This window comes from [Zimmermannella] bifida NBRC 103089 (assembly GCF_001570925.1).
GTDB lineage: Bacteria > Actinomycetota > Actinomycetes > Actinomycetales > Microbacteriaceae > Gulosibacter > Gulosibacter bifidus.
Window position 1 is genome coordinate 110,522 of the sequence record NZ_BCSP01000001.1, and the last position, 26,127, is coordinate 136,648.

The following is a 26,127-nucleotide window of genomic DNA, read 5'->3' on the forward strand; positions in this document are numbered from 1 at the left end:
ACCTGCCGGAATTCCATAATTTGATCGCGATAAACACGTACTCTTTTGCCTATGAACGAGACTACTTCGGTGCAGCGCCCCATTCGTGTCGCACTCGTTGACGATCAGCAGCTGTTTCGCGGCGGTATCCGCATGTTGGTGGACAGTCAGCCAGATATGACGTTTGTTGCGGAAGCATCGGATGGTGCGGAAGCACTTCGTTTGGCCGCAACGGCAAAGCCCGACGTCATTCTGATGGACGTACGCATGCCCGGTGTCGACGGACTCGAAGCAACCCAGCAGATCGTGGCCCAGGGGCTGCAGAGCCGCATCCTCATGCTCACGACGTTTGACCTCGACCAGGCCGTGGCCCGCGCAGTCGCAGCTGGCGCGTCGGGCTTTGTGCTCAAGGATGCGGACCCAGAGTTCTTGCTGGCCGCTATTCGTACTGTTCACTCGGGCGCCGAGGTCTTCGCCGCTCAGGCCACCGCCGACCTCATCCGTCGCTTCTCGCAGTCGCCAGACCGTCTGGCAGGGGAACCAGCCGAGTTCACGGAGCTCACCGAACGTGAGCGCGAAATGTTCTTCCTCGCGGCAAAGGGTATGTCGAACGGCGAGATCGCCAAACAGGAGTTTCTCTCGGAGGCCACGGTCAAGACGCACATCTCGCGCATCCTGGCCAAGCTCGGTGTACGCGACCGCGTGCAGCTGGTCGTGTACGCGTACGAGCACGGCTTGCTCTAACGCTCCCATCGCACTGGCGCATCCCACTGTTGCGCCAAATCGGTTGCTGCACACAGATGTGTGGCAGCAATCGGCGTGCCCAGCGAGTGCCGTATAGGTTTCGCGGCCACCTGCGTACTGGCACGCAACGTCAATCTCGAAAATTCATACAACCGGATGATCTTGGATCGGCGTCGTTATCGACGAGACTCCGGTTACCGGTCACTAAGGTAAAACACATGTCTGCCGTCGTCTCTACGTCGCATCAGCCCGCCACATCAGGCGCATCGCTGGTCGTGCACGGACTTCGTCGCGAAACGCCCGCACCGCTGCGGTCGATTTCGTTCTCCCTGGAGTCGGGCGCATCCGCCACGCTGTTCTCTATGGACGGTTCCGCGAACGCGGCATTGCGCGCAATTATCGGGCTGGAATCGGTCGATGGCGGCACGAGCCGAATCGGCGACCACGAGCTCGCACGTCAACACAATGAGCCGCCGATGTCGCACGCAGAATGCGTGGGCCTGCTCATCAGCGACCCTGTCGTTACTGAGGGGCGAACGCTGGCCGAACACATTGCGCAAGGCTTTGGCAAGCCTTGTTCGGCCACTGACGAAGGCTGCACCACCACACTGCCCGCACTGATCGCGTCCCTCGGATTCACCGGCGCCGACAGCGCCATCGTTGACCAGCTGCCATTGGCACTCCAACACCGCGTTGCCATCGGCCGGGCAGTCGTCGGCAAGCCGGCACTCATTGCCGCCGATGACCCGTACATTCACGTCGAACCCCGCGAGCGCCCGTTGCTGATTGCGCTCTTGCAGGCAGTGGCGAGCGAACATCAGATCGGTGTGCTTTACGCCACTTCGGATCCGCAGATCGCCAGCCGCAGTCAGCTCGTCTATGTCGTGGAGCGCGGCACAATCGTCAAGATCTTGCAGGGTACCCAGCACGTACAAGCGTACTTTGGTGGCTAGTGCGTATCGGGTTGTCGTCGATAGTGCGGCAAATTGGGCTGCTGGTCTTTGTTGCCTCCGTTGGTCATGAACAAATTGGCAGATTTGTGCACTAGAACATCGGCGGATGCGGTCAATTTCAGGATTCGCGTCAACGAAGTGTTACGATCTGTACATGCATCTGACGGGCACGCTCCTTCTTAGCTGCCGCGGCGAGGCTTAGTAACTAAGCCCTCCTCGTCGCGGAGTTTGTGCACGGCTTAGGCCGATTCAACAACAGTTCAGGAACTTCGCACATGCAAAACCGTCAGCAACCATCAGCAATGCCGGCTCACCGGTACCAGTCGTATCAGGCACAGTTCGACGTGCCGCTCGAAAACCGCACCTGGCCAGACAAGGTCATTGAACACGCTCCCCGTTGGTGCGCCGTTGACCTGCGTGACGGCAACCAGGCACTGATTGACCCAATGTCGTCGGAGCGCAAGATGGTCATGTTCGACCTGTTGGTGCGCATGGGCTATAAGGAAATCGAAGTTGGTTTCCCATCGGCCAGCCAGACCGACTTCGACTTTGTGCGCAAGCTCATCGAAGGCAACCACATTCCCGATGACGTCACGATTCAGGTGTTGACACAAGCTCGTGAACACCTGGTGCAGCGCACCTACGAGTCGCTGCGCGGCGCTAAGCAGGCGATCGTGCACCTGTACAACTCCACCAGCACCCTGCAGCGCGAAGTCGTCTTCCGTCGCGACCGCGAAGGCATCAAGCAGATTGCGCTCGAAGGTGTGCGCATGTGTAAGCGATTCGAATCGCTCGCCGGCGATTGCGAGATCTTCTACGAGTACTCGCCAGAGAGCTTCACCGGAACCGAACTTGATTACGCACTGGAAGTTGCCAACGCGGTTGTAGCCGAGTTCGGGGCAACTCCCGAGCGCCCGGTCATCCTCAACCTACCGGCGACGGTCGAGATGGCAACGCCGAATGTCTACGCCGACACGATCGAGTACATGCACCGCAACCTCGAGCGCCGCGACAGCATTATTTTGTCGCTGCATCCACACAACGACCGCGGCACCGGTGTTGCCGCCGCAGAGCTTGGCTACTTGGCCGGCGCCGACCGCATCGAAGGCTGCCTGTTCGGTAACGGTGAGCGCACCGGAAACGTGTGCCTGGTCACCCTCGGCATCAACATGTTCACGCAGGGTGTCGACCCGCAGATTGACTTCTCGAATATCGACGAGATCCGCAACACCGTCGAGTACTGCAACCAGTTGCAGGTCAATGAGCGCCACCCGTGGGGCGGCGATCTGGTCTACACCGCGTTCTCGGGCTCGCACCAGGATGCGATCAAGAAGGGCTTCGAAGCCATGGCGGCCAAGGCCGAAGCTGCTGGCGTTGCCGTCGACGACCTCGAATGGGCCGTGCCGTACCTGCCGGTTGACCCGCGCGATCTTGGCCGCACCTACGAAGCCGTGATCCGCGTTAACTCGCAATCGGGTAAGGGTGGCGTCGCCTACCTGCTCAAGGAACACCACAACCTTGACCTGCCACGTCGGCTGCAGATGGAGTTCTCGCAGATCGTGCAGCAGGCCACCGATGCCATGGGCGGCGAGGCTACTCCGGATGCGATTTGGCAGCGTTTCGAAGACGAGTATCTGCCGGTCACCGCGACCGAAGCGAAGTGGGGACGCCTGGAAATCAAGGGTGTGCGCACCGCCACTGAGATGGACGGCACCACGACGCTCACGGTGAAGCTCCGTCGTGATGACGAAGAACTCACGATTGACTCGACCGGTAATGGTCCAATCGACGCGTTCATCTCGACCCTGCGTCAGCGCGGTTACGAGATCACGCTGCACGATTACGTCGAGCATACGCTTTCGGCATCGGGAGACGCCAAGGCTGCCGCGTACGTGGAGCTCGAAGTCAATGGCGAACGCCTGTGGGGTGTCGGCATTGACTCGGACATTGCCAACGCATCGCTGAAGGCAATCGTTTCGAGCGTCAACCGCCACATGCGGAACCAACAGCAGAGCGAGGCTGACGCCGCCAACTAAGCGCCGCATCCTCAACCAACAGCTGATCTGAACGCGCCCGGCACTCCATTACGGAGTCGCCGGGCGCGTTCGTCGGCAAGGCTGGCCCGTTTCGCGTCGACCCGGTGGAATACTTGCGCCATGCCCACTGTTGATGACGAACTCGTTGTGTTGCGTGCGCAGCAACTGGGCGAGGCCGACCGCATCGTCACCTGCATTGGCAAACAGCGCGGTAAGACGCGCGCCGTCGTTCGTGGGGTTCGCCGCACCACCTCAAAAATCGGTGCACGGCTCGAACCATTCAATGTTGTGGACGTGCAGCTCTTTACCCGCGCTGGACGTAACCGTGGACTCGACACCGTCACGCAAGTGGTCATGGTGCATCCGTTTTCTTCTGCGATTCGGCAGGATTACGTCGCCTACGCGGCCGCCAACGTCGTTGCCGAAGCCGCCGATCAACTCCTGGAATCCGAACCGGCACCGCTGCAGTATGCGCTCATCGTGGCGGCGCTGCGAGATCTCGCGACCCGGGCGCATCCTGCAGACCTCGTGCTCGCCGGATACCTATTGCGCTCGCTCGCCCTTGCCGGCTGGCAGCCGACGTTTACTGACTGTGCGCGCTGCGGGGCTGCGGGGCCGCATCCATTTCTTTCGGTGGCACTGGGAGGCGCAATCTGCACGGAATGCGCTCCCGCTGCCGGATCGCTCATGCCGGTGGATATCGACACCATGCGGTTGTGCTGGGCGCTGCTTGCTGGAAACTGGCGCGTGGCCGAGGCGACGGATGCACCCACTCGTAGCGCCGCCATGCGGATCGTGCGCGCCTACGTGGCATTTCATCTGGAATATGAACTGCGTTCGCTGGCACTCTTCGCGCAGGTGCAACGGGATGAAGCGACCTCACGTTGATCGGGAGAGCGTTAGCAATCCCGGATGCGGCGTCATCAGTCGGTCGCGAACTCAGTAGCATCGTGACTATGGAAATCGATTGGACCGGGCAAGTGCCACCGGCATTCCCGAAGGCTGGTGTCCCGCAACACGTTGCAATTGTCATGGACGGAAACGGGCGTTGGGCCAATCAGCGAGGTTTGCCACGCACCGAAGGACACCGAGCCGGTGAGGCGGCGCTCCTGGATGTCGTAGCTGGCGCACTGCAGGTGGGCGTTAAGCACCTTTCTGTGTATGCCTTTTCTACCGAGAACTGGAAGCGATCGCCCGCCGAGGTGCGGTTCTTGATGGGCTTTAACCGCGAAGTTTTGCATCGTCAACGCGATCAACTGCACGAGTGGGGCGTTCGGATCGTGTGGTCGGGCCGGGAACCCAAACTGTGGAAGTCCGTGATCAACGACTTGCGTGCAGCCGAGGAGCTCACCAAACACAACACCACCATGACGCTCAATATGTGCGTGAATTACGGTGGCCGCCTGGAATTGGTCGACGCGGTGCGAGAACTTGCTGCCGAAGCTGCCGCAGGCAAGATTGATCCATCACGCATCTCCGAACGCAGCCTGGCGCAGCATCTCTACCACCCAGAGCTGCCAGACGTTGACCTCTTCCTACGGTCGTCTGGTGAGCAGCGCACGAGCAACTTCTTGCTCTGGCAGAGCGCCTACGCCGAGATGGTGTTCCTGGACACCCTGTGGCCCGATTTCGGACGGGCGCAGCTGTGGGATGCGATTGGTGAGTACATCGGACGAGACCGCAGGTTTGGGGGAGCGGTCGATAAACCGAAACCAGACGCATCCGCACCGACAACCGCGTAGCGAGTGCCCGAAACGGGCCGGAATCTGCAACGAGTCCGGACCACGGTGGCGGGCACAGTCGCGCCGGAACACCGGGCCGGTCATGTCACCGGACGGACCGGCGTTGCGGCTACCATGGTGAGTTGACTTCCGACACGGCAGCCGGCCGCGTCGTCACAATTCAGGAGAGATGTCGTTCATGGCACAGTCGAAGCTCGACCAGGTCATTAACCTCGCGAAGCGTCGCGGGTTTGTTTTCCAGTCCGGAGAAATCTACGGCGGTTCGCGTTCCGCGTGGGACTACGGCCCCCTCGGTGTAGAACTCAAGGAAAACATCAAGCAGCAGTGGTGGCAGACCTTCGTGCGCGGACGCGCCGACATGGTGGGCCTCGACTCATCAGTCATCCTGCCAACGGACGTTTGGAAGGCCTCGGGCCACGTCGACACCTTCACCGACCCGCTGGTTGAGTCGCTGCACACGCACAAGCGCTACCGTGCCGACCACCTCATCGAGGCCTACGTTGCCAAGCACGGCAAGGAACCTGAGAACGGTCTCGCTGACATCCGTGACCCAGAAACCGGCCAGCCCGGAAACTGGACCGAGCCGAAGATGTTCTCGGGTCTGATGAAGACCTACCTCGGCCCGGTTGATGACGAAGAGGGTCTGCACTACCTGCGCCCCGAGACCGCCCAGGGCATCTTCGTGAACTTCAACAACGTGGTCACCACGGCTCGTAAGAAGCCACCGTTCGGTATCGGCCAGGTTGGTAAGGCCTTCCGTAACGAGATCACGCCCGGAAACTTCATTTTCCGTACCCGCGAGTTTGAGCAGATGGAGATCGAGTACTTCGTCAAGCCAGAAACTGCGCAGGAACACTTCGACGCCTGGGTAGAAGCCTGCTGGAACTGGTTCATCGACCTCGGCATTAACCCCGACAATATGCGCCGCTTCGATGTCCCTGAAGAAGAGCGCGCGCACTACTCGGCCGGAACCATCGACTTCGAGTACAAATTCGGTTTCCAGGGCAACGAGTGGGGCGAGCTCATGGGTGTCGCCAACCGCACCGACTTCGACCTCGGTTCGCACACCGACGCTTCGGGTACCAAGCTCAGCTACTTCGACCAGGCCAACGACGAGCGCTACATCCCATACGTCATCGAGCCAAGCTTCGGCCTGACCCGCTCACTGATGGCGTTCCTGGTGGACTCGTTCCACGAAGACGAAGCCCCGAACGCTAAGGGCGGCGTCGACAAGCGCACCGTGCTTAAGCTCGACCCGCGTCTGGCACCGGTCAAGGCCGCGGTACTGCCGCTGTCGCGTAACGAGCAGCTTTCGCCGCTTGCTCGTAAGGTCGCTGACGCCGTTCGCGGTGGCGGACGTTGGAACATTGACTTCGATGACGCCGGCGCTATTGGCCGTCGTTACCGTCGCCAGGACGAAATCGGCACGCCACTGTGCATCACCGTTGACTTCGACTCGCTCGAAGACAACGCCGTGACCGTACGCGACCGCGACACCATGGCACAGGAGCGCGTCTCGATCGACCGCCTGCCGGTCTACGTGTTCGAAAAGCTCGGCAACTGCTAGGCGGCGCCAAACTGAGTACGGAAGCTACCGCATCCACAGCGCCACACCACCTGCGAATCGGCAACATCACGGTCGATTCACCGGTGGTGTTGGCGCCAATGGCTGGTGTCACGAACGAGGCGTTTCGTCGTCTCTGCCGTGAGTATGGCGCAGGCCTGTACGTCACCGAGATGGTGACGACGCGTGCCCTCGTCGAACGCCACGAAAACACGATGCGGTTGATTCACCACCACCCGTCTGAAGAGATCCGGTCGATTCAGCTCTACGGTGTCGACCCCGACATCACGGCGGCCGCGGTCGCCATGCTGGTGGATGAGGATCGTGCGGACCACATCGATCTCAACTTCGGGTGCCCGGTACCGAAAGTCACCCGGCGCGGTGGCGGTTCAGCGCTGCCGTGGAAGGAAGACCTCTTCGAGGCGATCTGCACCAAGGCGGTCAAAGCGGCCGGGGACGTGCCGCTCACGATCAAGATCCGCAAGGGCATCAACGAGGAACACATGACGTTCCTCGATGCTGCCAAGGCAGCCGAGCAAGCCGGTGTGGCCGCGATCACCCTGCACGCGCGCACGCTCGAGCAGCAGTACTCGGGCACGGCCGATTGGGATGCGATCGCGCAGCTCAAGCAGGTAATCACGTCGATTCCGGTACTCGGCAACGGCGATGTGTTTGAGGGCGAAGATGGTCCGCGCATGCTCGCGGAGACCGGGTGTGATGGCGTAGTCGTCGGCCGCGGTGTCCTCGGACGTCCGTGGCTCTTTGGTGACCTCGAAGCCGCCTTCGCTGGCAGCGAGCGGCGATTCCGTCCGGGACTTCGTGACGTTGGTGCGGCGATGGTCCGTCACGCTGAGCTGCTTGTCGAGTTCTTTGACGATGAAGGACACGGCTGCCGTGACCTCCGTAAGCACGTGGCCTGGTACTTCAAGGGCTATCCGGTTGGCGGCCAGCTCCGAAAGGCGTTCGCGCTCATCGACACGCTCGACGAACTCCGCACGCTCGTAGACGGGCTTGATGACGCTCCTTGGCCGGGCGTCGGGGCAGAGGGACCTCGAGGACGCGCCGGAAGCCCGCGCCGAGCCGCCCTACCCGACGGCTGGCTCGCATCCCGCCGCATGAACGATACTGAGCGCTTGGGTATTGCCGCTGCTGAACTCGATACGTCTGGAGGCTAGACACGTTGGTTACGCCGCTTTCTGGCCCCGCAACACCGTATTCTGATGACGACCAGGCGCGCTTTCTGCCGGAGCATCACGAGAACCGTCGACGCTCCGAGTTTGCCCGCGACCGTGCGCGCCTCGTGCACTCATCGGGCCTGCGACGCCTGGCACTGAAAACCCAGGTGCTCTCGCCAACCACAGGCGTTGATTTCGCTCGCAACCGCCTGACGCATTCGCTCGAAGTGGCGCAGGTTGGCCGTGAAATCGCAGGATCGCTCGCACTCGACCCGGATATCGTCGACACCGCCTGTCTTGCCCACGACATTGGGCACCCGCCTTTCGGGCACAACGGTGAGAAGGCCATTGATGCTTGGGCCGCCGACATCGGTGGCTTCGAAGGAAATGCCCAGACGCTCCGGCTGATTTCACGACTCGAACCCAAAGTCATTACCGACGACGAACGACCGTTTGGCTTGAATTTGACGCGAGCTAGTCTCGATGCATCGTGCAAGTACCCCTGGACTCGTGAAGAAGGACTCGCACGCGGCACCCGCAAGTTTGGTGCCTATGACGATGACCTGCCGGTGTTCAATTGGCTGCGTGCGAAGGCGCCTGCAAACCGCAAGTGCATTGAAGCGCAGGTCATGGATTTGAGCGATGACATCGCCTACTCGGTGCATGACCTCGAGGATGCGGTGGTCGAGGGATTCTTGCCGCTCAACGAGTTTCACGCGTCAGAAAACCTCGAAGCCATTCTCTACAACGCAGCGGAGTGGTCGGGCCGGAGCTTCGACGAGGCAGAACTCGGCGAAGCGCTCGAACGGCTCACTTCGCAACCGTTCTGGGTGCGTGAGTATGACGGAACGGCGCGAGCCCAAGCATCCCTGAAAAACCTCACCTCGCAGCTGATTGGCCGTTTTGCGAAGGCCGCGACCGAAGCGACGCTTGCCGAGTTCGGCGAGGATACCCAGTTGATTCGCTACCGTGCCGAAGTCATCGTGCCGCGCGAAGTCCGCGCCGAGATCGCCCTGCTCAAGGGCGCTGTTGCCGGATTCGTGATGTCGCTACCAACGCGACAGCCGATCTATGCCCACCAGCGAGAGATCCTCACCGATCTCCTCGACGTCCTTTGGCAGACCGGCGACGCGCATCTAGACACAATGTTTAGCGCCGCGTTCGTTGCGGCAGATTCAGACGCCGAGCGCCGTCGCATCGTCGTCGACCAAGTGGCATCGCTAACCGACCAATCGGCGATCGCCATGCACCAACAGCTCTGTACTCAGCCAGTGGCTGCCGTCATCGACGGTGTTCGGAAGGCTTAGACTTCGAACATGGCACGCATTCAACGCGCGGACATCGATCAGGTTCGCGAACGAACCAATATCGAAGACGTCGTTGGCGAATATGTCACGCTGAAATCCGCCGGTGTCGGGTCGAAGAAAGGGCTGTGCCCTTTCCACGATGAACGCACACCGTCGTTCCACATTCGCCCGCAACTCGGCTTCTATCACTGCTTTGGATGCGGTGAGTCGGGGGACGTCTACAGCTTTCTGCAGAAGATCGATCACGTCACGTTCGTTGAAGCCGTGGAGCGTCTTGCCGCCCGTATTGGCTACACCCTCACGTACGAAGAGGGCAGTGCGGCGCCGGTAGAACCGTCGAACCGACTCCGCTTGCTGCAAGCGAATGCCGCGGCTGCGGAGTTCTTTCAAGCACAGCTGGCGCGGCCCGAGGCACAAGCCGGTCGAGACTTTCTCGGTGCTCGTGCGTTTAGCGCCGAGGCGGCAGCCCACTTTGGGATCGGTTTTGCGCCGCAGAGCTGGGACGCGCTGACGAATCACCTGCGCGGCCTCGGATACAGCATGCAGGACTTGCAGGATGCGGGGCTCGTCTCGACCAATGATCGCGGTCGACACTACGACCGGTTCCGTGGGCGACTCGTCTGGCCGATTCGTGACACCTCTGGACAGACGGTAGGTTTCGGCGCGCGAAAGCTCTTCGATGATGACAAGGGGCCGAAGTATCTCAATACACCGGAGACGCCCGTCTACCACAAGTCGAAAGTGCTTTACGGGCTCGATCTCGCTAAACGCGATATCGCGCGAAATCATGAAGTGGTCGTGGTCGAGGGATACACCGACGTAATGGCAGCCCACTTGGCGGGGATCACCACTGCGGTTGCTACCTGTGGCACGTCGTTCGGCGTTGACCACATCAAGATCCTGCGCCGAATCATGGACGACGAGTCGAACCGCGGCCGGGTGATCTTTAACTTTGACCCGGATGAAGCCGGTCGCAAGGCCGCCATGCGTGCGTTCGCCGAAGAGAACCGTTTCGTGGCGCAAACCTTCGTTGCGGTCGCCCCGGATGGGCTTGATCCCTGTGATTTGCGGCTCAAGCACGGTGCAGCGGCGGTGCAGTCGCTCGTGAATTCGCCCATGCCAATGTACGAGTTCGTTATCAAGGAACAGCTCAAGCGTCACGACCTTCGCAACGCCGAAGGCCGTGTGGCGGCGCTGCGCGAAGCGGCACCGGTGATCTGCGGCATCCGTGACCGCGCACTGCGCCCCGAGTACACCCGCCAATTGGCCGGCTGGCTAGGCATGGATCTCGAACAGGTGCGCGCTGAAGTGCGTCGTGCTGAGCATCAGATCCAGCAACCGGCGGGGGAGTATCAGGACCCCTCGATGGGCACGCCTACGCCATCCGTGCGCATCTCGGATTTGCCAAACGACCCGACGACCCGCCACGAACGCGATGTGATCGCGGCAGTACTGCAGTATCCGCACATGCTGTCTGAAGCACAACTTGACGGTGTGCTCACCTACCGCTTTGGCGATGCAGCGCTCGACACGATTCGTAACGCCATCATCACGTCGCGCCCGTATCTCGGCACCCCGCAGTGGTTGCCGAACGTGCAAGAAGATTTGCCGCAGGCATTTATGCCCCTCGCCATGGATCTCTCCATGGTGCCGCTGCCGACGGGACCAGGGCCGGAACAGGTCGCTGCCTACGTGCGATCCCTCGCATCCTCTTTGATCGAACGTGACCTGCTGCGCCGCAAGGCTGAGCTTTTGAGCGAACTACAGCGAACGGATATCGAGGTTGATCCGATGCGACACCGAGAGTTGAGCGAGGAACTCGTTGCTGTCGAACGGCAGAAGCGAGCAATCCGCGAACATGCAGGCTGATACTGCGATCATTACGGGCACGAAGGTCGTCACGAATGCTCGTGGCGCAGCAGGCCGGTTGCGGCCAAACCCCAACGACGACGTGAATGCGCACGCGCAACGATAGGTACGAATCATGGAACATGTAATCAGTGCGGTTGACTGTTCGGTTTCTCACGGACCAAAGGTGGGTAACGCGGATGCGCGGGTAATCTCGGGCGTCAATCTGACGGTCAACCCCGGTGAGATTGTCGGTATTGTCGGGGCTACCGGCAGCGGCAAGACTTCCCTCGGTCGCGTGCTTTCTGGGCGCGGTCTACTTAAAGGCGCATCGCGCGACTGGCCGTGGATTAGCGGTGGCAGCCTAACCGTGGCGGACATTGACATGCGGCACCCCACTAAAAACGACCTACTGCGGCTGCCGCTAAGTATTGGGTACCTGGCACCGGATTCCGGTGAGCTACTGCGCAACGATCTGACCGTTGGTGAGAACGTCGTCGAACCGATCCTGAGCCGTGATCGCGACTTTGATCGCAAGGCGCTTGGCCGGGCTGCGGCGCTGCTACTGGATGCCGTAGACCTCGAGATCGGGCTGCTCAATAAGTTCCCGTTTGAGTGCTCGCGCGGTCAGCGTCAGCGCATTGCGTTTGCGCAGGCACTGATTGTCGAGCCAAAGGTGCTGATCGTCGATGAACCCGCGCAGGGCGTTGACGTTCTTGCCCGCCCAGCCCTGTTCGACCTGCTCGAACGCCTCAACCAAACCCGTGGCATGACGCTGGTAGTAATCAGCAATGACCTCGCTGCCATCGAGCGCCTGACATCGACGGTCGTGGTGTGCAATCACGGTCGCATCATTGCGCACGGTGAGATCGACGACGTGCTCGCCGACCCGCAGGACCACTATTTGCTCCGGATGAAAGAAGCCCGAGAATTCGCGAGTGCGCCGCTTGCCGGGCTCATCGATCAAGAACAGGTCGCGGCGGCAGAGCGAGTCGTTGACGGACTCTTCGGAGACATCAGCGATGAAGAAGCAGCCGAAATTGCAGCCGAGGCTGAGCGCCGCCGACTCATTGCCGAGCGCCCCGAGTTCGCGCGCTTCGAAACCGGCGAACAGCACAGCGAAACTAAGGACGAGCAGGAATCACCGTGACCGCCGCATCCACGCCAGTTCCGTCACCATTCGGACACCACGAGGTGCTGTCGCAAGCACCCGTGGCGATACCGGCAGACCAGCGCCCCGAAATCGGTGCCATCAGCATCCTGCCGGTCAACTCGATTCAGCCGCGTTATGCCGAGGTTGTGGCGGAGGCTGGGGGAGACGTCGCACCGCTGTCGACGGCAACCCGTGCGGTCATCCACACCTCGTATCGTGATGTCGACACCTTGATTAACGCGCTTGAGCAGTATCCCGAGATCGGTTGGGTGCAGTTGCCGTACGCCGGAATTGATGCGTTTGCTGAACGGCTGCGTCCGCATGCGGAGCGCGGCGTGCTGTTTACCTCGGGCAAGGGCGCGTATGCGCAGCCGGTTGCCGAGCACGCGCTGATGCTGACGCTAGCGCTACAGCGTCAGTTGCCGGTGCGGCTGCGCGCAACGAGTTGGGGCACATCGTCGGGGCTGTCGCTCTTTGGCGCCAACATCGTAATCGTTGGTGCCGGAGGCATCGCTCGCGAACTCATCCGGCTCCTCGAACCGTTTGGGGTGTCCGTAACGGTCGTTCGCCGCAGTCTCGGTGCCGTTGCCGGTGCAGATCACACCGTGCAGTTTGGTGAGATGGATGCGGTGCTTCCGGATGCGGACGTGGTCGTGTTGGCCGCTGCGGCAACGCCGGAGACCTGCGGCATGATCGGTACGGAACAGTTGCGATTGATGCGCGAGGATGCGGTGTTGGTCAATATCGGACGCGGGCCATTGGTCGATACGGATGCCCTGGTTGCGGCACTTGAGGCCGGGGAGATTTACGGTGCGGGTTTGGACGTAACCAACCCCGAGCCGTTGCCGGACGGTCACCCGCTGTGGTCGAACGACCGCTGCATTATCACCCCACACACGGCGGATACACCCGAAATGGTGTTGCCGCTCATCCTGCGCCGCGTGCACGACAATGTGCGCGCCTATGTCGACCATGGCCGTTTTGTCGGCATCGCCGACCCGCTCATTGGCTACTAGACATGTCATCTGACGCTCGTGGTGCACTAAAACCCCAGGTCAACTGACGGAACACGGGATCATTGCTGGCCGATTTCACATTTGTGAAAATTCCGTGTTAAGCTCTTCGAGTTGTCATCCCCGATAGCTCAATGGCAGAGCAGCCGGCTGTTAACCGGCAGGTTGTTGGTTCGAATCCAACTCGGGGAGCCACCAGCCCTCACCCTCGCGGTGAGGGCATTTTTCTTGCCCGCACACGGGTTGAAATCTTGTCGCATCGTGCCCGCCGAAACTGGGTTTATCCGGTGTTGATTGCAACACCTAACGGAATTGATCTCGGGTTTGGAACCTCCCAGCATCCTGACAGGTCAAACGCTTAACCGAAATACATATCCGGCGTAGGCTAGATATACGCTTGAAAAATTTGGGAGACCTCGGGTGAAGATGTCTGCTTGGATGCGTGGAGCGCTCGTCGCAGTACCCAGCATCATCGCAATTGCCGCAACGGTTTCAGCTGTTGGAGCCGTGGTGGGGGTGTCCCAGAGCGACGTCAACACTGATGTGCCCGTTGCGATGTCGGTGCAGCGCTACACGGTTGACGGCGACGACCAACGACCGTCAAAGCCTGGCGCTGACAGGGCTCCTGCAACAACAACTGACGGCAGTTACATTCAACGCGGCGGAGATTTTGTTGGCGGCACTAGCGCCACGTCAACGCGCGTGCAGTGGCCGCTCAAGGGTAAAGACCAGAATCTCACTGATGGCTTTGGCCCGCGTGTGCCACCGTGCCCAGTTTGTTCCAGCAACCACCGCGGTCAAGACTTCAGTGGGACGGCCGGCGAACCTGTAGCCGCCATTGCAGATGGCAAGGTCATTGAAGTCGTGCCACGTCCGGGCTTGTCGACCTTTGGCGCGTATGTTGTGCTCGAACATCAGCTTGCCGGCAAGAAAGTTCACACGGTATACGCTCACCTCGTTTCCGGCTCGGCAACGGTTCGTGTCGGCGACGTCGTTCGAGTCGGCGACCAGATCGGTCAGCTCGGCAACACCGGCGCTTCCACAGGGCCGCACCTGCACTTCGAGGTCATCGTGGATGGCGTGCACGTCGATCCACTTGCATATCTGCGTAAGTATGCCGACGGCAAGCCCGTTGAGATCCGAACACTGCCGGACGTACAGTGGCAGGACACGCCGGAAGGCGCACCAGTCGATGATGCTGCCGACGGATGGAAGCCTCCGGCAGCGACCGATCCGGCACAGCCGACACCGACAGCGCCAGCAGAATCCGCGGACCCAACCGCTCCAAGTACGACCGATCCCTCGGAAACCGATCCTGTAGCGACGGATCCGGCCATGACGGACCCAGCAACCACCACGCCGAAAACTCCCGTTCCTGAGGCTACCGATCCGGCAGCGCCAACGACCGAACCAGTGACTCCGCCAGCCGACGGATCGAATACGACCACACCGACTCCTGTGGATGCAGGCACGCCGACGCCGTAGTCAGCGCGCGGCCGCCAATCATTGAGGCATGTTCATCGGGGGTGAGCTTGCCCGATCCGGTGTTCGCGTGGTCCTGACATGCCCCGCTGCAAGCGGGGGACTATTTAGCCAACGTGGATGCATTCGGTCGCGACGTCGCGCGAACAATCAGGCGGAACCCCACACCAACGGCCAGGACCGCGATGCCTGACCACACCGATAGCGGTGGCAGCGTGACCACGAGCACCAGGCACAGCGTCGCGCCGAGCAACTGCAGCCAGCGGGGGAACCTGCGGTGCGCATCCGATTGCGACCAAGCGGCGGCATTCGCGACAAAGTAGTACACGAGCACACCCACGCTCGAGAATCCGATCACGTCGCGGATATCGCCGAAACAGACCAACACGATGTCGATGACGCCAATGATGCAGGTGAGCAGCGCCGGCACCTGGCTACGCGGCGAGATGGCAGCCAGCGCATGTGGCAGATCACGGTTCGACGCCATGGCATATCCGGTACGAGTAATGCCGGCGATACCCGCGAGCAGCGCGCCGAGTGCGGCGGTTGCGGCAATAACGGGCACCAGCGCCTGCGCCCAAGGAATACCCGCGGTTGCTGCTGATAGTGGCGCTGGCGACTTGGCAAGCTCGGCCACACCGAGCGTGTCCACCAGCGTGATCGCAATGACGACATACAGCACCGCAACAATTGGCAGGGTGATCGCAATCGCACGCGGAATGGTGCGGGTTGGCTCGCGCACCTCGTCGCCGAGCGTGGCGATACGTGCATATCCCGCGAACGCGAAGAAGATCAGCCCGCCAGCCTGAAGCGCACCCAGCGGCCCGGCTTCGGCGACTTGCGTGGCCGCCGGTACCAGCGCATCCGCACCGCCATCTACCCAAATTGAACCGAGCACAGCGGCGAGACCCACCAACACGATGGCCACGATGAACAGGGATGCGGTTGCCGTGCGGGTGATGCCGGCAAGGTTGCATGCGACCACAACGACGATGGCAAGCACGGCGATCACACGTTGCCAAATCGAGTCCCCGCCAACGACAGACGTGGCAATGTAGGTGCCGACCGTTAGCGCCATTGCTGCCGCGGATGCGGTCTTGCCGATGACGAACCCCCACCCGGCCACAAACCCGGGCCATTCGCCCAGCTGTTCGCGGCCAAAGTGGTAGCTGCCGCCCGATGACGGATACTGCATCGAAAGCTGTGCGGTGGCAATCGCATTGCAGACCGCAACAACCAGCGCCAGTGCAATGCCCGCAAACAGCCATTCACCGGCAACCGCTGCCGCAGGTGCGAACACGACGAAGACACCGGCGCCAATCATGGCGGCCAAGCCGATCCCACAAGCGTGGAGCAGACTGAGTTCGCGTCGCAACGCCGGAGTCACGTCGTTAGCCCTCGAGATTGTCGACGCCGGGCATCCAGCTGAGTCCCGGCACGCCCCAACGCTGTTTGCGCATGATCTTGCCGGCCTGCTTGTGCAGTGGCAACGGCAGCCGGTCAACGTAGATGACCCCGTCGAGGTGGTCGTATTCGTGCTGCAGGATGCGGGCAAACCAGCCGGTCGCTTCGATCCGGTAGTCGTTGCCGTCGATATCGGTCGCCTCCATTAGCGCTGCCGGTGCACGGCGCAACGGGAATCGTTCACCGGGGAACGAAAGGCATCCTTCGACCTCTTCGTGTTCATCAACGGGTTCAAACGATTCGGGGATGCTTGGCGCAATCCACAGTTTCGGGTTGATTGCCTCGCCCCGATACACCGTGCCGTCCTCGTCTTCCCAGCCGTAAACGAAGATTCGCAACCCAACGCCCACCTGCGGCGCTGCCAAACCGACTCCGGGAGCGGCATCCATGGTTTCGTACATGTCGGCGACGAGCGTGCGAATCTCGTCGGTGATCTCGGGAACCTCGTCGGCACGTTTGTGCAGTACAGGTTCGCCATAAATGGTGATGGGGCGAATCGTCATGATCGCGAGCCTATCGCTCGCTGGTAACCGGTGTGGCCGTAAACTCGCCACGTGCACTATCTCGGGATTCCCATCGCGCTCGTTGGCGCCGTGCTCATGTCGCTCAGCGCTTACTTGCAGCATCGCGGGGTCTCGCAAGCCAATGGGGACGCCCAAGCAACTGGGAGAGACAGTGAATCTGAGGGGCTCGGCGGAGCCGCGCTGCTCGCGATGCTGCGAAATCCCAGCTGGCTGATTGGCACCTTGCTTATTGGTTTGGCCATCGGCATGCAGCTGTTTGCGCTGATGTTCTCGCCCCTGGTTGTCGTGCAGCCACTGGGTGTCGTGTCACTGGTTGTCACGACGCTGCTCACTGCATGGCAGACAAAGATGCGGATGCGTGCGGGCAAGATCACTGCCGTGTTGCTGTGTGTACTCGGTGTCGCGGCATTCGTGACTGTGGCCGCATTCGCGGCGAATCAGGGCCCGGTTGGTGACCGAGAAACCATCAATGTGCTGATTGTCCTCGCCGTGACGCTCGTGCTCGCGGCGATCGCTTTCGGTTTGCTTCGGCGCACCCGCTGGCGGGGATTCATGTACATCGTGATCGGTGGTGTGCTGTACGGGTTTGTCGCAACGCTCGCCAGAATCGTGTTGGCACGATTCCAGAGCGGAGAGATTGGCCCGATCTTGTACGCCTGCGCCATTGGTATGGTGTTGTCCCTGCTAGCGGGTGGATATATGGTGCAGTCCGCCTATGCGAGCGGTTCCACCGATATGGTGATTGCCGGGCTTACGGTGATCGATCCGCTCGTCGCCGTGGCGATCGGTGTTGTGCTGTTGAACGAGACAGTGGGCGCGTCGCCACTGACATTTGCACTGTTTGTCATCTTCGGTGCTATTGCGGTTGCGGGAGTCGTCGTACTTCAGCTCCACACATCGGATGAAGAAGTGACTGCCGCGCGCAGACACGCGGTAAACAAGTCTCAGTAGCGATTCATCCCGGTAACATGGCGACAAACCGCACGTGCACACTCACGTGAGATTGCGTTTCGGATCCGATCGCCGCGCAATTCGCCCCGCACTTTGACCTCGAAACAGACAGAAGACCTTCATGACCAAGCCGCTTCGCCTGCTCATTGCCGCCGATACTTTCCCACCGAATGTGAATGGTGCGGCAACGTTCACCGTGAACCTCGCAAGTGGCATGGCCGCGCGCGGTCACGATGTCCACGTGGTGGCACCGGCGGCATCGCGACGTCACGGCACCTGGACCGAAGAATACGACGGCCAGCAGATCACGGTGCACCGTTTGCCGAGTGACCGGTACTACCCGCACGACTGGCTGCGGTACGTGAAGCCGTGGCGCGCACGCCACCACATGCGTCGAGTGCTCGATGAAGTACAGCCCGACGTCATCCACTACCAGTCGGCCGTGGTGCTAGGTCGCGCCGCCGTCCGCGAGGGTGCCGGGCGCGGCATTCGCATCATCGGCACCAACCACCTGATGCTTGAAAACATGGGCGACCACACGCTGTTGCCGAACTTCTTGCAGAACATCGCCGCCAAGATCTGGTGGCACGATGCGCACAAGACCTTCGCTGAAACCGAAGCGTTGACCACGCCCACGCGTCGCGCCGCGAACTTCTTGGAGGAAAACGGCCAACTCGAGGGAGTCCTCGCAATCTCGTGCGGTCTGCGCACCACTGACTACACCCCGCGTTTTGAACCAAAGACGCCTCGCAGCATCCTGTTTGTTGGCCGCGTCACGGGCGAGAAACAAATCGATGTGCTGATGCGCGCTTTCCAGCAGTTGAACAATGTGCCGGATCTGCGCTTGGAAATCGTTGGTGGCGGCGATCAGAAAGAAAACCTGCAGAAACTGTCGCGCGAACTCGGTATCGACGATCGCGTCCTGTTCCACGGTTATGTGACCGACCAGGAGCTTCGCAAGATCTACAGCGACGCCACGATTTTTGCGATTGCGTCAATTGCCGAGCTTCAGTCCATCGCCACTATGGAAGCGATGGCATCGGGTCTTCCAGTGGTCGCGGCGAACGCAATGGCGCTACCGCACCTCGTGCACGAAGGTGAGAACGGCTTCCTATTCGAACCGGGCGATGTCGGTGGATGCGCTACGGCACTACGCACCATGCTCGAGATGCCGCGTGAAGAACGTGAGCAGTTTGGTCGTCGCGGACTCGAAATGGTGCAGGTGCACGACATCGACCGCACGATGGAACTGTTCGAGCGCCTCTATTACGGAGAAGACCCGGTATCGGTGGGTAAGGACTCCTGGAACGAGCAGGACCATTCCCTCGATGACGTCGTTGAACCGGTGACCGGCGCACTGCCGATCATCCGCAAGCCAGAATCTAACGCCCAAGACGGTGAATAGCTGCAGCACGGGTGTGGTGACCGATGATTCGGCCTGCACACCCGTGTTCAGCGGTGGTTAGTTGCTTTCGCTGCTGGCAACAATCGCGCGCTCAACGCGGTCGACCTTGCCCTGCATCTCGTTGCCGGCCGCATCCTGGCGAATATCGGCCTTCAACACGAGTGAGACCCGGTTCCCGAACCGGCCCGCCTCATCGCAGGCTGCCTTGACGACGGCCATGACCTCATCCCATTCGCCCTCGATTGAGGTGAACATCGCACTGGTCTCATTCGGCAGACCGCTCGCGCGAATCACCTTGACCATTGCCGCCACGGCGTTCGTGTAGGAGCCAGGCGCGTCAGGGGTGACGGTTGGGTCGGATGCGGGGCCAGATGGTGCGATCGAAATTGCGGCAATCATGCACATAGTTTGCCGCGCGTGGCGCATCCGCCCAACTTTGGTGTCGGTTTGAACGGCGCGGTCGATAGGCTGAATGTCATTCAATTGGATCAATTCACGGCAAGATAGGACGTATGAATTCACCCATTCGTGAACGAGCACAGTTGGCCCAGGCGCATCGTATTGTCGTCAAGATCGGGTCATCGTCACTAACTCGACCGGATGGACGATTGAATATTCCGGCGCTGCGAAAGCTGGTCGACGTGCTCGCCGAGGAGGTCTTGCGCGGCAAACAGATCGTCCTGGTTTCTTCGGGTGCGGTTGCCGCTGGATTCGTGCCGCTCGGGTTGGCCAAGCGCCCAAACGATCTCGCAACGGCTCAGGCTGCGGCCGCTGTCGGTCAATCGTCGCTGATGGCGACCTACACGGATGCGTTCCGCGCGTACGACCTTACGGCCGGGCAGATTCTGCTCACCGCAGCCGACACCGTGCGTCGTCACCGGTATCGACACGTGGTACAGGCCTTTGAACGGATGCTCGAACTCGGTGCGGTGCCGATCGTCAACGAAAACGATGCGCTTGCCACCAGTGAGTTCCGTTTTGGCGACAATGACCGGCTTGCCGCACTCGTAGCGCAGCTCGTGCGTGCCGACGCCATGGTCTTGCTGACGGACGTCAATGGCCTGTACACGGCGCCACCAACCACGCCGGGAGCGGAACGCATTCCGGTAGTTCACGACCTGCGCGATATTCAAGGCGTGGAAGTCACCGGGCGCGGTTCGGCGTTTGGCACCGGTGGCATGATCACGAAACTGCAGTCGGCTGAGATGGCCATGGTTACGGGCATCCCCACGATGCTCACCACCACCGGCAACATTGGCGCGGCCCTACGTGGTGAAGACGTCGGTACCTGGTTCGTGCCTTCGAGCAACCGAACGAGCCGACGCAAGGTGTGGCTGGAGCACGCAGCGCAGATGACCGGTCGACTGATCGTCGACTCCGGTGCGGAGCGCGCGCTACGTGAACGGGGTGCATCACTGCTCGCCGCCGGCATTCGCGAGGTTCGTGGCGAGTTTGCCGCAGGCGACCCGGTCGAGATCGTGTCGGAGTCGCTAGACATGATCGCGCATGGCATTGTCGGATACGCCTCGACGGAATTGCCGCAAATGCTCGGCCGCTCGACCGACGACATGCGCAAGGAACTCGGCGAAGACTATGTGCGTTCGGTTGTTCACCGCGACGACATGACCATCGTGAGCCCAACCGTGACCGACGTCATTACCGGCAACGGCCTGCCGGTAGCGGACTAACCGCATCCGCTTCTATCGTTAACTAACGCACTGGCAGCGCCACACGAAACCGGTGCATCGACATTCAACTCGGGCCGCAATGCCCGTGAGGAGTAGCTAAACATCATGACGGAAACTGCCGCATCGACAACCGCGCACGACGGCGTGCGTGAGCTTGCCACCCGCGCAAAACTCGCATCCCGACAGCTTGCCACCGCATCGAGCTCGGTTAAGAACGACCTACTGCTGGGAATCGCTGATGCCCTCGATGCCAACGCTTCGGCAATCATCGCGGCCAACGCCATCGACATGGAACGCGGTCGCGAATCCGGCATGGCGCAGGGGCTGCTTGACCGCCTCAAGCTCGAAACGGGGCGCGTCGCCGCCATTGCCGCAGCGGTGCGGGAGGTCGCATCGCTGCCCGACCCGGTAGGTGAGGTTGTGCGCGGCAGCACGCTTGCCAACGGCATGAAGCTCAGCCAGGTACGCGTGCCGATGGGTGTTGTCGCCATGATTTACGAGGCTCGTCCGAACGTCACGGTCGATGCCGCGACCCTTGCGCTGAAATCGGGCAACGCCGTGCTGTTGCGCGGTGGCTCGGCAGCAATGAACTCGAACGAGCGAATCATCGCCGTCATTGGTGAGGCGATTACGGCAGCTGGTTTCTCGCCCGACCTGGTACAGACTGTGGATGCATTCGGTCGCGAGGGTGCGGTCGCGCTCATGCGGGCACGTGGTTACATCGACGTGCTCGTGCCGCGCGGTGGGGCCTCGCTGATTTCGACCGTGGTGACCGAGTCGCTCGTGCCCGTGATCGAGACGGGCACCGGTAATGTGCACATCTTCGTGGACAAGACCGCCGACCTGGCTGATGCCAGCGAGATCCTCGTCAACGCGAAGACGCAGCGTATTGGCGTCTGCAACGCGGCAGAAACGCTGCTGGTGCACGAAGCGGTTGCGGGGGAGTTCCTCCCCAAGGTCGCGGCAGCGCTGCAGGCCCACGATGTAACGCTGCACGCTTGCGACCGCGCGCGGGCGATTTTCGGTGAATCTGCCGGTGTGGTTGCCGCAACCGAAGCGGATTGGCTAACCGAGTACCTGTCGCTTGATTTGGCGGTCAAGGTCGTAGATTCTGTGGACGACGCCGTGGCACACATTCAGCAGTACACGTCCGGGCACACAGAAGTGATCTTGACTCAGGATGTGCGCGCAATGCAGAAGTTCACCGATCAGGTGGATGCGGCCGTCGTTGCGGTTAACGCATCGTCACGTTTCACAGATGGTGGCATGTTTGGGCTGGGCGCTGAGTTGGGTATCTCGACACAGAAGCTCCACGCGCGTGGACCGATGGGTCTTGCAGAGCTGACGACGACCAAGTGGATCGTGATCGGCGACGGGCACGTGCGCCCGTAGGGCAGTTAACAAAAACAACCGTGCAACAGGGCCATCCGTCATGTTCGGGTGGCCCTGTTGTGCTGCGCTGGTGGGGCGGACGGGGCTTGAACCCCGCGACGCGATTGAGCGTTGCGCGCCCCTGCGCCAACGTGAGTGGTTACGAAACTGGTGGGGCGGACGGGGCTTGAACCCGTGACCGACGGATTATGAGTCCGCTGCTCTAACCGGCTGAGCTACCGCCCCAGAGAATGCAATGCTACCTGCAAAATGGCGGTATAAAACTTGGGTTTGTGTTTACTCGCATCTGTATCGTGACAGACGTGAAGGCATTTGACTCATTCCACGTCCTCCCTGTCCTCCCCGAATCGTTGCAGCCGCTTCGAGACCTCGCCATGAACCTTCGCTGGTCGTGGCGCGAGCAGGCGCACAATCTCTTCCGGTCAATGGATCCGGCGCTGTGGAGCAAGACGGGTCACAACCCGATCATGATGCTGCAGCAGCTTCCGGCAAGCCGTATGAACGAGCTCGCAAACGACGAGTCATTCCTGCTGTGGATGAACCAGGAAGTGGCAGACCTCCACGAATACCTGACCAAGGACCTCTGGTTCTCGAAGACGACCGCCGAAACCGAAGACGCAGCCACCTCGATTGCCTACTTCTCGATGGAGTTCGGCGTGCACCAGTCGCTGCCGATCTACTCGGGCGGTCTTGGCGTCCTGGCCGGTGACCACCTGAAGTCGGCTTCCGACCTTGGCGTGCCACTGGTGGGCATTGGCATGCTCTACACGTTTGGCTACTTCAGCCAGTCGCTATCGGCCGAAGGCTGGCAGCAGGAAATCTACGAGTCGCACGCACCGGAGACCCTTGCGGTGGCACCGGTCCTTGATGAACAGGGCAACCACCTCGAAGTTTCGGTGCTCTTCCCGGGCGACCGTATCGCGAACATCCGCGTCTGGAAGGCCGCCATCGGCCGCGTCACGCTGCTGCTGCTCGACACCAACCTCGAGTCGAACCCAGAAGACTTCCGCAGCATCACCGACCGGCTCTACGGTGGCGACGTCGAGCACCGCATCAAGCAGGAACTCGTGCTCGGTGTGGGCGGTGTCCGTGCGGTGCAGCGCTACTGCGACATCAACGGAGCAGCCCGTCCAGACGTCTACCACATGAACGAAGGCCACGCCGGCTTCCTCGGTATCGAACGTATCGGTCAGATGATTGGCGAGGGCGAAGACTGGGCAACCGCACTCGCAACGGTGCGCGCATCCACCCTCTTCACCACCCACACGCCAGTTCCCGCCGGAATCGACCGCTTCGAGAACCACATGGTGGAGCGCTACCTGCAAGGAGGCGACGACGGCACCTCGCGACTTACCCCGGGCGTACCAGTTCACGAAGTCATGCAGCTTGGCCGCGAAGATGACCCGTCGCGCTTCAACATGGCGCACCTTGGCCTGCGTCTGGCCCAGTACGCAAACGGTGTAGCAAAGCTTCACGGTGCCGTATCGCGCGGCATGTTTAAGGGGCTCTACCCGAACTTCGACGAGCCTGAGGTGCCGATCACCTCGATCACGAACGGTGTCCACACCCCAACTTGGACGCGCGGTCCGATCAAGCCACTCGTCAATGCGCTGGCCGGTGGTGAAGAACTTGCGACGGTCGAAGCGTGGAAGCACACCGATGCGGTCACCGCGGCAGAACTGTGGAACGTGCGTAACGAACTGCGCACCGAGCTCGTGACTCGTGCACGAGGGCTGGTTTCGGACTCGTGGCAGGAACGCGGCGCCCAAGAAGCCGAACTTGGCTGGACCAAGAACATCTTGGATCCAAACGCCCTGACCGTTGGTTTCGCGCGTCGCGTCTCCACCTACAAGCGACTGACGCTGATGCTGCAGCAGCCAGACCGCCTGCGCGCCATTCTGCTGAACGAAGAACGCCCGGTGCAGTTTGTCATCGCCGGCAAGGCACACCCGGCTGACATGGGCGGTAAGCAGCTCCTGCAGGAACTCGTGCGCTTCGCTGATGAAGCCGGCGTGCGTGACCGCATCGTGTTCATCCCCGACTACAACATCTCGATGGGCAAGTTCCTCGTTGCCGGTTCGGACATTTGGTTGAACAACCCGGTTCGTCCGCAGGAAGCATCGGGTACTTCGGGAATGAAAGCCGTCATGAACGGGGGCCTGACGCTGTCGATTTCTGACGGCTGGTGGGATGAAGTTGCCGACGATGAGATCGGCTGGACGATTCCAACCGCGCCGCACGGCGACGACAGCCAGCGCGACCGTTGGGAAGCTCAGGCGCTCTACGACATGCTCGAACACGAAGTGGTACCAATGTTCTACGACCGTGACGAAGACGGCGTACCGCAGGAGTGGATTGCAAAGGTCCGTAACTCGATGTCGCAAATTGGTGCTCGGATGAGTGCAGAACGCATGGTGCGCGACTACTGCACCGAGCTGTACCTGCCGGCAGGCCGCAGCGCACGCATGGCGGCCGACCGTGAGCGTACGCGCGCATTCGCGCAGTGGAAGGTTCGCATCGCCGAGAATTGGGACGGCGTACGCGTGCTGTCGGCTTCGGCCGGTGAAGCTGCCACCGCGGCGGGCAGCGCAAGCCGACTGCAGGCCACGGTCGACCTGGGTGCGCTCATGAGCAGTGACGTCGCCGTACAGGGCGTCTACGGACGACGTGGCGCTGATGGTGAACTTATTGCACCGACTGTGGTCAACATGACCCCGACCAGCGACGGCAATTACGAAGTTGCCACCGTTGTGGATGCACCAGGTGACTACGGCTTTACGGTTCGGGTAGTGCCGGCGCACGAAATGCTCCGCTCGCCAGCCGAGCTCGGCCTAGTTCGGTACGCCTAGCCTCGACCGTCACCAGCCAAGTAGTCGTTGAAACGGTACGAAGTGGCCCTCACACATCGGTGTGGGGGCCACTTCCCGTTAACACGCCGCCAGGTTGAATCACATGCTTGTGGTTCATAGCTAACATCGGGCATAATTCCTGACGACAGTCGAATACCGTAGGGCAGCCAAGCCTCATTCACGAATGGTCGTAGGGGAAGACGTACCAACCCGTGAAATCTGGAGGAAACATGGCTGCAAACACCACGCAGGGAGTACTTTACGTACACTCTGCTCCTCGTGCGCTCTGTCAGCACGTGGAGTGGGGGATCGGTCGCGCTCTTGGCGAGCCGGTGAACCTGCAATGGACGAGCCAGCCCGTTATCCGGGGCAGCGTCCGCGCAACCTACACCTGGCGAGGAACCGCTGGCACCGCCGCGGCTATCGCATCCCAATTGCGTGGGTGGGAACACCTGCGCTTCGAAGTGACCGAGGACGCCAGCGAAGGCACCGACGGCGGCCGCTGGATGCACACGCCAGGCCTTGGCATCTTCTACGCACAGATGGATGCGGCCGGCAACATGGTCGTACCCGAAGACCGCATCCGTTACGCCATGGAACTTGCCGGCGGCAACGCAACGGAACTCCACCGTGAACTGCAGCTCGCACTGGGCCAGGCGTGGGATGAGGAACTCGAACCATTCCGTGCTGACGGTGGCGACACTTCCGTCGTGTGGATGCACCGCGTCGGCTAAACGCTGACCGCGCTGGGCCACCACGCGAGCTTATGCACATCGTCTCGTGCGTAGCTTCGCGCCCACGAGCTTGGTAGCTGACCCACACCGCGTGGTGGCGATCGCTTCCCTCCAGTAGGCGATC

At 61.2% G+C, this 26,127-nt stretch carries 21 protein-coding genes and 2 tRNA genes; 19 read left to right on the forward strand and 4 right to left on the reverse strand.

Going from position 1 to position 26,127, the window contains the following annotated elements:
• Positions 1-51: 51 nt before the first annotated feature.
• From ZBI01S_RS00505 to ZBI01S_RS00565, 13 genes are all read left to right on the forward strand, one after another.
• Entirely contained in the window at positions 52-723 is a 672-nt protein-coding gene (locus ZBI01S_RS00505; RefSeq protein WP_066054805.1) for a response regulator, read from the forward strand.
• 218 nt (positions 724-941) lie between these two features.
• Positions 942-1,676 (forward strand): P-loop NTPase family protein, encoded by a 735-nt coding sequence (locus ZBI01S_RS00510; protein ID WP_159421323.1) that lies wholly within the window; start codon positions 942-944, stop codon positions 1,674-1,676.
• A 275-nt stretch (positions 1,677-1,951) separates the two neighbouring features.
• Complete coding sequence (leuA, locus tag ZBI01S_RS00515; RefSeq protein WP_066054812.1) at positions 1,952-3,712, forward strand: 2-isopropylmalate synthase; 1,761 nt, start codon at positions 1,952-1,954, stop codon at positions 3,710-3,712.
• A gap of 120 nt (positions 3,713-3,832) precedes the next feature.
• A complete protein-coding gene (gene recO, locus ZBI01S_RS00520; protein ID WP_066054814.1) occupies positions 3,833-4,600 on the forward strand; it encodes a DNA repair protein RecO in 768 nt (255 codons plus the stop codon).
• Between the two features lie 68 nt (positions 4,601-4,668).
• On the forward strand, positions 4,669-5,454 hold the full coding sequence (locus tag ZBI01S_RS00525) for an isoprenyl transferase (protein ID WP_066054817.1): 786 nt from the start codon (positions 4,669-4,671) through the stop codon (positions 5,452-5,454).
• Positions 5,455-5,632: 178 nt separating this feature from the next.
• A complete protein-coding gene (locus ZBI01S_RS00530; protein ID WP_066055578.1) occupies positions 5,633-7,021 on the forward strand; it encodes a glycine--tRNA ligase in 1,389 nt (462 codons plus the stop codon).
• The gene (dusB, locus tag ZBI01S_RS00535; protein WP_110477006.1) at positions 7,015-8,193 is read left to right on the forward strand and encodes a tRNA dihydrouridine synthase DusB; all 1,179 of its coding nucleotides are present in this window, start codon (positions 7,015-7,017) and stop codon (positions 8,191-8,193) included. Before ZBI01S_RS00530 ends, dusB begins: the two co-directional genes overlap by 7 nt.
• A 5-nt stretch (positions 8,194-8,198) precedes the next feature.
• Entirely contained in the window at positions 8,199-9,500 is a 1,302-nt protein-coding gene (locus tag ZBI01S_RS00540) for a deoxyguanosinetriphosphate triphosphohydrolase (RefSeq protein WP_066054823.1), read from the forward strand.
• A 9-nt stretch (positions 9,501-9,509) separates the two neighbouring features.
• Positions 9,510-11,369 (forward strand): DNA primase, encoded by a 1,860-nt coding sequence (dnaG, locus tag ZBI01S_RS00545; protein ID WP_066054826.1) that lies wholly within the window; start codon positions 9,510-9,512, stop codon positions 11,367-11,369.
• Positions 11,370-11,484: 115 nt separating this feature from the next.
• Positions 11,485-12,498: an ATP-binding cassette domain-containing protein gene (locus ZBI01S_RS00550; RefSeq protein ID WP_066054829.1), complete on the forward strand. Its 1,014-nt coding sequence runs from the start codon at positions 11,485-11,487 to the stop codon at positions 12,496-12,498.
• The gene (locus tag ZBI01S_RS00555; protein WP_245610486.1) at positions 12,495-13,517 is read left to right on the forward strand and encodes a D-isomer specific 2-hydroxyacid dehydrogenase family protein; all 1,023 of its coding nucleotides are present in this window, start codon (positions 12,495-12,497) and stop codon (positions 13,515-13,517) included. Before ZBI01S_RS00550 ends, ZBI01S_RS00555 begins: the two co-directional genes overlap by 4 nt.
• 117 nt (positions 13,518-13,634) lie before the next feature.
• Positions 13,635-13,709: transfer RNA gene (locus ZBI01S_RS00560), tRNA-Asn, on the forward strand.
• Between the two features lie 231 nt (positions 13,710-13,940).
• The gene (locus ZBI01S_RS00565) at positions 13,941-14,999 is read left to right on the forward strand and encodes a M23 family metallopeptidase (protein ID WP_083524364.1); all 1,059 of its coding nucleotides are present in this window, start codon (positions 13,941-13,943) and stop codon (positions 14,997-14,999) included.
• A 100-nt stretch (positions 15,000-15,099) separates the two neighbouring features.
• Here the strand turns inward: ZBI01S_RS00565 and ZBI01S_RS00570 are convergent, their stop codons facing one another.
• Together ZBI01S_RS00570 and def are read right to left on the reverse strand one after the other, a co-directional pair.
• On the reverse strand, positions 15,100-16,383 hold the full coding sequence (locus tag ZBI01S_RS00570) for an APC family permease (protein WP_066054834.1): 1,284 nt from the start codon (positions 16,381-16,383) through the stop codon (positions 15,100-15,102).
• 4 nt (positions 16,384-16,387) lie between these two features.
• Entirely contained in the window at positions 16,388-16,963 is a 576-nt protein-coding gene (gene def, locus ZBI01S_RS00575) for a peptide deformylase (protein WP_066054837.1), read from the reverse strand.
• 51 nt (positions 16,964-17,014) lie between these two features.
• Between def and ZBI01S_RS00580 the strand changes: the two genes are divergently transcribed.
• Both ZBI01S_RS00580 and ZBI01S_RS00585 read left to right on the forward strand, forming a co-directional pair.
• Positions 17,015-17,935, forward strand: coding sequence for a DMT family transporter (locus ZBI01S_RS00580; protein WP_066054840.1), 921 nt, complete (start codon positions 17,015-17,017; stop codon positions 17,933-17,935).
• A gap of 121 nt (positions 17,936-18,056) precedes the next feature.
• Positions 18,057-19,340: a glycosyltransferase gene (locus ZBI01S_RS00585; RefSeq protein WP_083524366.1), complete on the forward strand. Its 1,284-nt coding sequence runs from the start codon at positions 18,057-18,059 to the stop codon at positions 19,338-19,340.
• Between the two features lie 57 nt (positions 19,341-19,397).
• Here the strand turns inward: ZBI01S_RS00585 and ZBI01S_RS00590 are convergent, their stop codons facing one another.
• Positions 19,398-19,739, reverse strand: a complete 342-nt coding sequence (locus ZBI01S_RS00590) for a thiamine-binding protein (protein WP_066055584.1) — start codon at positions 19,737-19,739, stop codon at positions 19,398-19,400.
• 113 nt (positions 19,740-19,852) lie between these two features.
• On the opposite strand from ZBI01S_RS00590, the gene proB reads away from it, so the two are divergent.
• Positions 19,853-21,028 (forward strand): glutamate 5-kinase, encoded by a 1,176-nt coding sequence (gene proB, locus ZBI01S_RS00595; protein ID WP_066054843.1) that lies wholly within the window; start codon positions 19,853-19,855, stop codon positions 21,026-21,028.
• Between the two features lie 105 nt (positions 21,029-21,133).
• Entirely contained in the window at positions 21,134-22,420 is a 1,287-nt protein-coding gene (locus tag ZBI01S_RS00600) for a glutamate-5-semialdehyde dehydrogenase (protein ID WP_066054846.1), read from the forward strand.
• Between the two features lie 148 nt (positions 22,421-22,568).
• Here the strand turns inward: ZBI01S_RS00600 and ZBI01S_RS00605 are convergent.
• Positions 22,569-22,645: transfer RNA gene (locus ZBI01S_RS00605), tRNA-Ile, on the reverse strand.
• Between the two features lie 68 nt (positions 22,646-22,713).
• Between ZBI01S_RS00605 and glgP the strand changes: the two genes are divergently transcribed.
• Both glgP and ZBI01S_RS00615 read left to right on the forward strand, forming a co-directional pair.
• Complete coding sequence (gene glgP, locus ZBI01S_RS00610) at positions 22,714-25,269, forward strand: alpha-glucan family phosphorylase (protein ID WP_306301605.1); 2,556 nt, start codon at positions 22,714-22,716, stop codon at positions 25,267-25,269.
• Positions 25,270-25,499: 230 nt separating this feature from the next.
• A complete protein-coding gene (locus ZBI01S_RS00615; protein WP_066054852.1) occupies positions 25,500-26,003 on the forward strand; it encodes a DUF3145 domain-containing protein in 504 nt (167 codons plus the stop codon).
• Positions 26,004-26,127: the final 124 nt, after the last annotated feature.